This window comes from Achromobacter sp. (assembly GCF_049647645.1).
GTDB lineage: Bacteria > Pseudomonadota > Gammaproteobacteria > Burkholderiales > Burkholderiaceae_B > Achromobacter.
This window is the reverse complement of record NZ_JBARYB010000250.1, coordinates 1-9642: the sequence shown is the minus strand read 5'-3', so window position 1 is coordinate 9642 and position 9642 is coordinate 1. Positions and strand designations below refer to the sequence as shown.

Here is a 9642-nt window from a genome sequence, read left to right as displayed (position 1 = left end):
CCAGCGCATCCAGCGTGGCCGCGCAAGCCGGCGCGGAGCCGTCGTCCACCAGCACGCAGGGCAGGCCCTGCGCGGCGAGCTGCGCATGCACGGCGGCAACCGTGGCGCCATGGTTGTACACGGGAATGAGTGCGCAGAGCTTATGCGGGGTCATGGCTGCCCGCCTGCAGAATGCGGCCTGAAGAGCAGGGCGCGTCGTTGAGCGTGAAGGCGAAATACAGCTTCTGCTTCGAGGCGTCCCATTTCAGCGCCAGCACGGCCACGTCGCCCGGGCGCAGCAGCCGCTGGAATTTCAGGGCTTCCATGCCCGCGAAGCGCAATTCAGGATGGAGGTCGCGTTGCGCCAGCGACATGGCCCAACTGATCTGGACCACTCCGGGCACCACCGGGGCGGTGGGGAAATGGCCGCTGAAATGGGCCAGGTCGTAGGGAATTTCCAGCGTGTAGCGGCATTCGTGATCCGCCGGGCGCGACAGTGCCACCGCTGCGGGCGCGAGCGGCCGGGGGCCGGCGGCTGCTTCGAATACGCTGCGCGGCAGCTTGCCCTGGGCGTTGGCGGGCAGTTGCGCAAAGAAGCGCCAGGTGCGTGGGATGGCCAGCGATTCGAAGCCGGCGCCCAGGTGCGCGCGCAATGCGTCCACCACCGCCTTGCGGCCCTGGTTGCGCAAGGCATGCAGGCCGCCAGCCGACAGGGCTACCAGGGCCGCCAGGCGCGCGGCGCCGGCCAGCGCGCCCAGGCGGGCCTCCGCCACATAGGGATGGCGCGTCAGCGCCTGCTCCAGCATGGGCAGGGAAATGCGTTTTTCCTCGATCTTCACGATGCGGTCGAGGCGCCCAAGCAGGCGGAAGCCGCCATCGGCGAGTTCCGCGCCGTCGGCGGTCTGCGCCTCGGCCGGGTTGACCCAGGGCGATTGCACGCGCAGCGCGCCTTCGCCGTTGAGGTCCACGGCCACGCCAGGCAGCGGCCGCCAGGAACGGTTGCCTTCGCGCCAGGCGACGGCCCCGGTTTCGGAGCTGCCGTAGATCTCGCTGGGGCGCAGGCCCAGATGCTGCGCGATATGGTCGGAGGCCTCGGCGGGCAGTTCGCCGCCGGAGGAGTGGATGCGGGTCAGCCGGCCGCGCAGCCGGGTCCAGTCCAGCCGTTGTCCCAGGCGGCGCAGCAGCGCGGGACTGGCGATCCAGGTGCAGGCCGGATGGCGCAGGCTGGCCTGCTGCAGCTCTTCCGGGTACAGGCGCTGGAGCCGGTCCAGCTGGCGTCCCGCGCACAGGGGCCACAGCACCCTGAAGGGCAGGCCGTACATGTGCTGCGCCGATACGCTGCCCAGCACGGGACCGCGCGCATCGGGCCATTGCTGCTGCAGCGCGCGGACTTCTTCCATCAATTGCCGCCAGTGCTTGGCGATATGCTTGGGCGTGCCGCTGGATCCGGAGGTGCACAGCACCAGCGTCAGCGCCGGGTCCAGCGCGGCGGGCGCCAGCGGTGCGCCGTCTTGCAGGTCGGCCAACCGGCATAGCCGTTGCGCCGGCAGCGGCAGTTCCGCGTCGCTCAGCCAGGCATCCACCGTGGCGTCGAGCGTGGCGCAGGTCTGCGCCTGGGCGTCGCCCGGCAGGATCGCGACCACGCCGGCGCGCCAGCAGGCGAATAGCGCGATGGCCATCTGGGCCGCGTCTTCGAACCAGAGCGCGACGCGCCGCAGCGACCGCGCCTGCAATGCGCCGGCGGCCTGCAGGCTGGCGCGCGCGAATGCTTCGCGCGTCAGGGGCGGCTCATCGGCGACCAGGGCGCCGGCCAAGTCGGGCGGGGCGGGCAACAGCAGCTGCGCGAGGTCGGTCCAGGCCATGTCTTACGCCGCCTTGGCAGCCGCGGGGCGCAGCAGCCATTCGCCCGCCATCAGCAAGCCCATGAGCACATAGCTCACGGCGCCGTTGTAGGCGGTCCACCAGCTCCAGGGCCCCCAGGCCGCCAGCGCCGCGGCCACGCTGCCGTTCAGGACAAAGAAGGCGCACCAGACGCGGGTGACGTTGCGGGTGTAGCGCACGCCCGCGGGCGGCAGGTCGGGGTGGCGCAGCCGGGCCAATTGTTCGATCACGGGGCGGCCGCGCCGCAGGCTGGCGCCGAAGATCACCAGCATCATGCCGTTGACCAGCACCGGATACCAGCGCAGCCAGGCTTGCGAATTCGAGATGGCCAGGATCAGGCAGAACGCCACCGCCACGGCGGGCAGCAGGCGCGCGCCCGGCCGGGCGGTATCCGCGGTCAGGCCGCGGGCCAGCCACAGCAGGGCCAGCGGCAGGGCCAGCCATGCGGCGCTCACCCGTCCCAGCGCCGCATGGACGGCGAAGGGATAGGCGATGCCGGCCACGGCCAGGGCTGCCGCCACGCCGCGTTTCATGCGGCGGGATCCTGTTTCTGGCACATGGCTTGCACCACGTCTTCGACGGTGCGCACCGTGCGGAAGTCATTGGCGTCGAGCTTGCGGCCAGTCTGGCGGCGCACATGGTCGATGAGGTCGATGGCGTCGATGCTGTCGATCTCCAGGTCCGTGTACAGGTTCGCCTCGGGCGTGATGCGTTCCGGTTCGATCTCGAACAGTTCGACCAGCGCGCCGCGCAGCGTATTGAAGATTTCCTCGCGGGTATGCATTCTGGACTCCGTATCCATTAGGCGCGGCGTTGCGCGCTGACAAATTCGGCCAGCTTGGCGATGCTGGCGAAATGCTCGCGCATATTGCGCGTTTCGGGATCGATGGCGATGCCGTAGCGTTTTTGCAGCGCAAGGCCCAGCTCCAGCGCGTCCACCGAGTCCAGCCCGAGCCCGTCGCCGAACAGGTGGGCGTCGCTGTCGATATCGTCGGGCGCGATGTCTTCCAGGCCCAGCGATTCGATGACGAGGGTCTTCAGTTCAAATTCCAGTTGGTTCATCCGGTCAGGACTCCACTTCCACCGCCTGGGGCGGTTGTTCGTTCATGAGTGCGCCGGCGGGCGCGGCGCGCGCCAGCTCGGCTTCGAAATAGGCGTGCAGGTAATCATTCATCCTGCGTCCTGCGATCGGCAGCGGATGCGCGCGGCTGAAGGCGGCGGGGTCGACGTCCTCTCCCACGCGGATCACGTAGCGCATGCGGCAGGGGGGGATCCGGTACCAGGGTTCGCCCTTGGTCAGGCTGCGGGGATTCATGCTGATGACCACGGGCGTCACCACGCGCGCGCCGCGCAGCGCGATGGCGCAGGCGCCGCGATGGAAGCGCGGCATGGCGTCGCGCGGCGTGCGCGTGCCTTCGGGAAAGACGATCAGGGTTTCGCCTGCGCGCAGCGCGTCTGCCGCGCGGTCGAACATGTCGAAGCTTTCGTCGTTGGTGATGTATCCGGCATTGGCCACCGGGCCGCGGGTGAACGGATTGGTCGCCAGGCCGTGCTTGACGATGCAGTTGGCGTTCTTGACGTGGCCGACCAGGAACACCACGTCCAGCAGCGAGGGGTGGTTGGCCAGGATCATCTGGCCGGGCTGGCCGAGGCGTTCGGCGCCCTTGAATTCCACGGTCAGGATGCCGGTGCGGACCATGAAGCGGATGAACAGGCGGAAGGTGCCATTCAGCGCGCTGCGCGCGCGGCGTTGGCGATCCGCCTTGTCGCCGGGCAGCAGGCGCTGCGGCGGGAACACCAGCACGCGCAGCAGCACGCCGCCCAAGCCGAAGAGCGTGAAGGCCATGCCGGTGGCGAACAGCCGCCAGAGCCAGAAGTCCTGCCGGGGAGGCGTGGCGCTCGTCATGCCGTGCGTGTCCAGGTCCATAGTCGGGAGCGGTTGGCGTGCCGCCAGTCGGGCGTGCGCAGCAAGAGGTGGCGCAGCAGGTTAAGGGGGTTGGGCCAGGCCTGCGCCGCGTCGCCGGCATGCGGCGCTTGCGGGGCCAGGGCCAGCGTCCAGTCCGCGCCGGGGCGCAGGTGCAGGGCGAGCGCATAAGAGTAAGGCGCGTCATCCACCCAGGGCGAGTAAGGCGCCGGCGGACGTTCCTCGGCCAGTACCACGAGCACGTCCGCGTGGCCCGCATCGAACAGCAAGGACGCTTCGATGAAGGCATGTTCCAGGCCGTCGTCTTCGGCCGACAAGGCCACGGATTCCGTGGTTTCGCGGCGTATGATCGACCACTGCGCGGCGATCGCGTTGTGCACCGACAGGCCGAAAGCCGTGGGCGACAACGGTTCGTCCCCCGCCAGCGCCTGCAGCAAGCCGAAGTTGCGCGTGGTTTCGCCATGGCGGGAGGCGAACACCAGCGGCATGGCGGGCCGTCCTTCGGCTATCGGCCACGCGCACTCGAACACCCCGCGAGCCAGGGGGCTCAAGCGGCGGCGTTGCAAGGGGGGCAGGAAGTCCAGGCGGGGCGGGTTCTGGTTTTCAAGCGGGCAGAACGGATGTTCGGCCCATTCCAACCAGTCGCTGGGGCTATCGATGCCTTGCGCCCAACCCTGCCATTGCGCGATCGAAAACGTCAACATAGCGCGCGATTCTACTATGGCAATATCAGGCCATTTTGATTTAAAACGTTACATAATACACAATATTTCCGGTGTTTCTTACACTTCAGCTTGCTATTTGTTACTTTCTCCCGTGAACGTTCAGGAACTTTTCATCTGGTGGGCGGACCAAGGCGCCGCCGTCTGCTACCGCAGCCAGGACCTGTCGGCCGAGGATGCCGCGCGCGCCCCGGCGTTGCGCAGTTCGAAGGCGCAGGGCGACTGGCGGGTCAGCAGGGCGCTGCTACAAAGCGTCAGGCAAGCCGCTGCGGGCGCGGCCACCTCGCTCAGCCATAGCGGCGGCCATGCGGTCTGCGCAGCGGCGCCGCAGGGATGGGCGCTTGGCGCCGACCTGGAGCGCATCCGGCCGCGCGAGGTCTTGCGCCTGGCCGAGTGGGTCTGCGCGCCAGCCGAGCGCGAGGCGCTGGCCGGCCTGCAGGGAGCGGCGCAGTTGGAGCTCTTCTATCTCTTGTGGACCCTGAAGGAAGCCTTCATCAAGGCCGTGGGCCTGGATTTCCCGGCGGACATGGCATCGGTGGGCCTGGCGCCCGATGGCAAGGCGGGATGGCGCTTGCGCGCGCCGCCCGGGCCGTGGCGCGCCTGTTCCTATCGCCTGGGGGATGATTGGATCGCGTCCGTGGCGTGGCGCGCGCAGGCTGACGACGCCGCGCGTCCCCAATGGCGGGCCGGGGCCGCCTGCGTGTTACCGCCGCTTGCCATCCTGGGCGAGTGGGCAGCCGGACAGGATTGAATCGCGGCGCGTTTTTCAGCGGGCATTTAAAGATGTATTATAAATGCATGTTTAATGGCGATTCCGATCGCGCCACAAGGAGCAGTTGATGTTGAGTCCCCAAATCCGCGCCCTGGTCAAGGGCACGGCCCCCGTTCTCAAGACCCATGGCGTAGCGCTGACCAAGCATTTCTATGCCCGCATGTTCAAGCACAATCCCGAGCTCAAGCATGTCTTCAACCAGGCCCATCAGGCCGGCGGCGAGCAGCAGCACGCGCTGGCCGGCGCGGTTACGGCCTACGCCGAGCACATCGACGATCCTTCGGTGCTGACGCCGGTGGTGACGCGCATCGTGCACAAGCACGTCAGCCTGGGCATACGGCCCGAGCACTACCAGATCGTGGGCAAGCATCTGCTGGCCTCGATCAGCGAAGTGCTGGGCGAGGCGGCCACGGACGAACTGATCGCTGCGTGGGCCGCGGCCTACGGGCAACTGGCCGACCTGCTGATCGCCGAAGAGGCGCGCCTGTACGCGGAATCGGCCGCCAAGCCGGGCGGTTGGACGGGCTGGCGCGCGTTCCGCGTGGTGGGCAAGCAGCGCGAAAGCGCCGAGATCACGTCTTTCTACCTGGCGCCGGCCGATGGCGGCGAGGTGCCTGCCTACCGTCCCGGCCAGTACGTGTCGGTGCGCGTGTTCGTGCCTGAGCTGGGCCTGATGCAGCCGCGCCAGTACAGCTTGTCCGACGCGCCGGGGCGGGATCGCCTGCGCATCTCCGTCAAGCGCGAAGCGGGCCGCGCCGATACGCCGGCCGGCCGCGTGTCCAACGCCCTGCATGACCGCCTGGAAGAAGGCGGGGTACTGGACGTGGCGCCGCCCCAGGGCGACTTCCATCTGCGCGAGGAAGGCAACGCGCCGGTGGTGCTGCTTAGCGGCGGCGTGGGCCTGACGCCCATGGTTTCCATCCTGAACCATCTGGTGGGCCTGAACGACGATCGCCAGATCCGTTTCGTGCACGGTTGCCGCAACAATTCGGTCCACGCCATGCGGGACCACGTCAACGGCATCGCCGCCGAACGCGCCAATGTGCGCAAGGCAGTGTTCTACGAGGAGGTCGGCCACGGCGACCAGCCCGGGCGCGACTACGACTACGCCGGCCGGGTGGATTTGAACGCCATCCGCGAAGAGGTCATCGTGCCCGGCGCGGACTACTACCTGTGTGGCCCGGCGGGTTTCATGCGCGCGCAGCGCGAGGCCTTGACCGGCCTGGGCGTGTCCGAAGACCGCATCCATGCCGAAGCCTTCGGCAGCGGCGGCGCGCCCGCCTGAGCGGTGTATCCTGGCGGCCTGAATGCCCGGGGCCGCCAGCGCCCAACCTTATCGTCCCAGCCATGCAACTGACCCGATTCACCGATTTCGGCCTGCGCGTCCTGATGTACCTGACGCAATGCGGCTACCGGTCCGCCGCAGTCACCATCCCGGAGATCGCCGACCGCTTCAGCGTGTCGCGCAATCATCTGGTGAAGGTGGTGCACTTCATGGCGCAGCAGGGCTGGGTCAGCACCTCGCGCGGCAAGGGCGGCGGGCTGCGGCTATCGCGGTCCGCTGGCGATTACCGGCTGGGCGACCTGATCCGGCAGCTGGAGCAGCAGGGGCCGCTGATCGATTGCCACGAACCTCCCTGTGCGCTGGACGGCTCATGCCGCTTGTCCGGCGTGCTGGCGCAGACCCTGCAGGCTTTCTACGAGGCGCTCAACGGCTATACCCTGGCCGACCTGGTGCGTGATCCCACGGCCGCGGCCATCATCAAGCTGCACCGCGCCGCCTGAGGCGGGGCATGATGTTTTGTTATGGACCCTGCGGAGTTTGGCATTTGCCGGACGGGTGGGGCGCGTTCCAGAATAGCGTGGTGTCCCTGTCTTTCTGGATCTATGAGTATGCGGGTTTGCGTAATCGGCGCTGGCGTCGTGGGTGTCACGTCGGCCTATTTCCTGGCGCGCCAGGGCCATGACGTGGTGCTGGTGGACAGCCAGGCGCGTCCGGCCGAGGTGTCCAGCTACGCCAATGGCGGCCAGCTCAGCTATAGCTACGTGGCGCCTTTGGCCGGCCCCGGCGTGCTGCCCAGCGTGCCGGGCTGGCTGCTGCGCGAGGATTCCCCGCTGCGTTTCCGGCCCAGGCTGGATCCCCACCAATGGCGCTGGTGCCTGCAGTTCGCGCTGGCGTGCCGGGCCTCGGTGGCCAAGGCTTCCACTGCCCAGCTGGCTGGCCTGTCCTATCTCAGCCGTGACGTGATGCACTCCCTGCTGGAGCAGGAAGACCTGGCCTTCGGCCATCTCAAGAACGGCAAGCTCATCGCCTACCGCAGCCCTGCCTTGCTGGAGAAGGCGCGCCAGCTGGTGGCCTACCAGGCCGCCCACGGCGCCGACCAGCAGGTGCTGGACGCGGCGCAGACCCTGGCGCTGGAGCCAGCGCTGGCCGGCATGGGCGGCAGCCTGGCGGGCGCCATCTACACCCCCAGCGAAGAGGCCGGCGACTGCCGCCAGTTCACCGAGGCGCTGTTCGACCGCCTGCAGTCCATGGCGAATGTGCAATGCGCCATGTCCAATCCGGTGTCGGGCCTGCAGCGCGAAGGCCGCCGCATCGTGGCCGTGAACACGCGCGACGGCGACATCGGCGCCGACGCCATCGTGCTGGCCACCGGCATCGGCACGCGCGCGCTGCTCAAGCCCCTGGGCCAGGACGTGCCGCTGTATCCCTTGAAGGGCTACAGCCTGAGCGTGCCGCTGGATGAGGACGACGAGTCGGTGGCGCCGCGCATCAGCGTGACGGACTATGAGCGGCGCATCGTCTACGCCCGCGTGGGCGGCGTGCTGCGGATCGCGGCCATGGTCGACATCGGCAGCGCCGACGCCGGCATCGATACGGCGCGCATCGGACTGCTCAAGCGCCAGGTGCACGAGGCTTTCCCGGCGCTGGACCTGCGCCAGGCCGAGCCCTGGGCGGGGTTGCGCCCGGCCACCCCCACCGGCAAGCCGCTGATCGGCCGCAGCCTGGCGGCCGACAATCTGTGGCTCAACATCGGGCAGGGCGCGCTGGGCTTCACCCTGGCCTGCGGCAGCGCCGCGCTGTTGACGGCGCAGATGGGAGGGCTGGATCTGCCGCTGGATCCCGCGCCATTCCGCCCCTGATGCGGATGATGTCCATTTTGCGATAGTGCCTGCCTTTTCGTCGGCAGACGGACTGAATAGCGCTCAATAGGATAGCGATACTCTGCCGCGCGCACCGCCCCGAAGGGCGCCGCGCGCGGCCGGAGCCCATCCCTCATTCTCCGAGCGCAACCACCATGTCCTACCTGTTCCCGTTGTTCGCCATCCTGTTCTGGGCGGGCAATGTCATCGTGTCCAAGATGGCCGCCAGCGCCATCTCGCCCACCGCCATCACCTTCTACCGGCTGGTGCTGGCCTTGTTCCTGATGGGCTTGTTCACGGCCGGCCCCGCCTGGCGCAACCGCAAGACCATCCTGCGCCACTGGCCCAAGCTGGCGCTATACGGCGCCTTGTCGTCGGCGGTGTTCCAGGCGCTGTCCTACCGCGCGGCCGAAACCACCACCGCCACCAACATGGCCATCCTGACCGCCCTGATTCCCTTGCTTAGCATGCTGCTCAGCGTGGTGATCCTGCGCGATCCCCTGACCCTGGGCATGGCCGCCGGCGGCGCGCTGTCGTTCCTGGGACTGCTGTACCTGGTGGGGCAGGGAGACATGCTGAGCGTGTTCCAGCACGGCATCCATGTCGGCGACGGCCTGATGCTGCTGGCGGCCTTGTCCTATGCGCTGTACGGCGTGCTGCTGCGCCATTGGAAGGTGCCGGTGCCGGCCTGGCAATCCACCTTCGTGCAATCGATCTTCGCGCTGCTCTATATGCTGCCGCTGTACCTGCGCGTGCCGGCGGCGCAGGCCGCGCTGGACATGAAGACGATTCCGCTGATCCTGTACGCCGGCATCTTCTCGTCGGTGCTGCTGTCCTTCCTGTGGATCGAAGGGGTCCATCGCCTGGGGCCCAACCGTTGCAGCATCTTCATCAACCTGCTGCCGCTGTTCACCGCGCTGGCCGCCTTCGTCCTGTTGCGCGAGCAACTGCACACGTACCACCTGCTGGGCGGCGCGGTGACGCTGGCCGGCGTGCTGCTGGCGCAGACGGTGCAGCGTCCGCTGTTCGGCCGCGCCCGCTCGCTGGCGCTGGACTAGACCTTCCGGGCGGCGGGTTCACTGGCGTTCAAGACGCGCGCCGGCCGCCCCGGCACAGTGGCTCTCTTTATAGGGAGAGAGCCCATGAGCATGTTCCAGAGAACCGCCATCGCGCTGGCGCGTAGCCCGGGCGTGGGGCGGGCGATGCGGGCGATGGCGGCC

At 68.4% G+C, this 9642-nt stretch carries 11 protein-coding genes; 5 read left to right on the top strand and 6 right to left on the bottom strand.

Going from position 1 to position 9642, the window contains the following annotated elements:
- Positions 1-140: 140 nt before the first annotated feature.
- The 6 genes from WBB14_RS28800 to WBB14_RS28775 are packed head-to-tail and all read right to left on the bottom strand — an operon-like array spanning position 141 to position 4488.
- Entirely contained in the window at positions 141-1841 is a 1701-nt protein-coding gene (locus WBB14_RS28800) for an AMP-binding protein (RefSeq protein WP_424242780.1), read from the bottom strand.
- Positions 1842-1844: 3 nt separating this feature from the next.
- The gene (locus WBB14_RS28795) at positions 1845-2393 is read right to left on the bottom strand and encodes a hypothetical protein (protein ID WP_424242779.1); all 549 of its coding nucleotides are present in this window, start codon (positions 2391-2393) and stop codon (positions 1845-1847) included.
- Complete coding sequence (locus WBB14_RS28790) at positions 2390-2644, bottom strand: acyl carrier protein (RefSeq protein ID WP_424242778.1); 255 nt, start codon at positions 2642-2644, stop codon at positions 2390-2392. The genes WBB14_RS28795 and WBB14_RS28790 overlap by 4 nt, the downstream gene beginning before the upstream one ends.
- A 17-nt stretch (positions 2645-2661) precedes the next feature.
- Positions 2662-2922 carry a phosphopantetheine-binding protein gene (locus WBB14_RS28785; RefSeq protein ID WP_424242777.1) on the bottom strand — a complete coding sequence of 87 codons (261 nt, stop codon included), beginning with the start codon at positions 2920-2922 and terminating at the stop codon, positions 2662-2664.
- 4 nt (positions 2923-2926) lie between these two features.
- Entirely contained in the window at positions 2927-3766 is an 840-nt protein-coding gene (locus WBB14_RS28780; protein ID WP_424242776.1) for a lysophospholipid acyltransferase family protein, read from the bottom strand.
- On the bottom strand, positions 3763-4488 hold the full coding sequence (locus WBB14_RS28775; RefSeq protein ID WP_424242775.1) for a beta-ketoacyl synthase chain length factor: 726 nt from the start codon (positions 4486-4488) through the stop codon (positions 3763-3765). The genes WBB14_RS28780 and WBB14_RS28775 overlap by 4 nt, the downstream gene beginning before the upstream one ends.
- A 112-nt stretch (positions 4489-4600) precedes the next feature.
- Here WBB14_RS28775 and WBB14_RS28770 point away from each other — a divergent pair, with 112 nt between their 5' ends.
- The 5 genes from WBB14_RS28770 to WBB14_RS28750 all read left to right on the top strand — a co-directional run bounded on the left by WBB14_RS28770 (position 4601) and on the right by WBB14_RS28750 (position 9480).
- On the top strand, positions 4601-5257 hold the full coding sequence (locus WBB14_RS28770; protein WP_424242774.1) for a 4'-phosphopantetheinyl transferase family protein: 657 nt from the start codon (positions 4601-4603) through the stop codon (positions 5255-5257).
- A gap of 88 nt (positions 5258-5345) precedes the next feature.
- Entirely contained in the window at positions 5346-6563 is a 1218-nt protein-coding gene (gene hmpA / locus WBB14_RS28765) for an NO-inducible flavohemoprotein (RefSeq protein ID WP_424242773.1), read from the top strand.
- A gap of 62 nt (positions 6564-6625) precedes the next feature.
- Positions 6626-7063, top strand: coding sequence for an Rrf2 family transcriptional regulator (locus WBB14_RS28760; protein WP_424242772.1), 438 nt, complete (start codon positions 6626-6628; stop codon positions 7061-7063).
- A gap of 108 nt (positions 7064-7171) precedes the next feature.
- A complete protein-coding gene (locus WBB14_RS28755) occupies positions 7172-8422 on the top strand; it encodes a D-amino acid dehydrogenase (RefSeq protein WP_424242771.1) in 1251 nt (416 codons plus the stop codon).
- Between the two features lie 155 nt (positions 8423-8577).
- Positions 8578-9480 carry a DMT family transporter gene (locus WBB14_RS28750; RefSeq protein ID WP_424242770.1) on the top strand — a complete coding sequence of 301 codons (903 nt, stop codon included), beginning with the start codon at positions 8578-8580 and terminating at the stop codon, positions 9478-9480.
- Positions 9481-9642 lie beyond the last annotated feature (162 nt).

What these genes read in the sequence shown, in the direction of transcription:
- WBB14_RS28800 (WP_424242780.1), bottom strand. Translation starts at nt 1,841, where the DNA reads ATGGCCTGGACCGACCTCGCGCAGCTGCTGTTGCCCGCCCCGCCCGAC.
- WBB14_RS28795 (WP_424242779.1), bottom strand. Translation starts at nt 2,393, where the DNA reads ATGAAACGCGGCGTGGCGGCAGCCCTGGCCGTGGCCGGCATCGCCTAT.
- WBB14_RS28790 (WP_424242778.1), bottom strand. Translation starts at nt 2,644, where the DNA reads ATGCATACCCGCGAGGAAATCTTCAATACGCTGCGCGGCGCGCTGGTC.
- WBB14_RS28785 (WP_424242777.1), bottom strand. Translation starts at nt 2,922, where the DNA reads ATGAACCAACTGGAATTTGAACTGAAGACCCTCGTCATCGAATCGCTG.
- WBB14_RS28780 (WP_424242776.1), bottom strand. Translation starts at nt 3,766, where the DNA reads ATGACGAGCGCCACGCCTCCCCGGCAGGACTTCTGGCTCTGGCGGCTG.
- WBB14_RS28775 (WP_424242775.1), bottom strand. Translation starts at nt 4,488, where the DNA reads ATGTTGACGTTTTCGATCGCGCAATGGCAGGGTTGGGCGCAAGGCATC.
- hmpA (WP_424242773.1), top strand. Translation starts at nt 5,346, where the DNA reads ATGTTGAGTCCCCAAATCCGCGCCCTGGTCAAGGGCACGGCCCCCGTT.
- WBB14_RS28760 (WP_424242772.1), top strand. Translation starts at nt 6,626, where the DNA reads ATGCAACTGACCCGATTCACCGATTTCGGCCTGCGCGTCCTGATGTAC.
- WBB14_RS28755 (WP_424242771.1), top strand. Translation starts at nt 7,172, where the DNA reads ATGCGGGTTTGCGTAATCGGCGCTGGCGTCGTGGGTGTCACGTCGGCC.
- WBB14_RS28750 (WP_424242770.1), top strand. Translation starts at nt 8,578, where the DNA reads ATGTCCTACCTGTTCCCGTTGTTCGCCATCCTGTTCTGGGCGGGCAAT.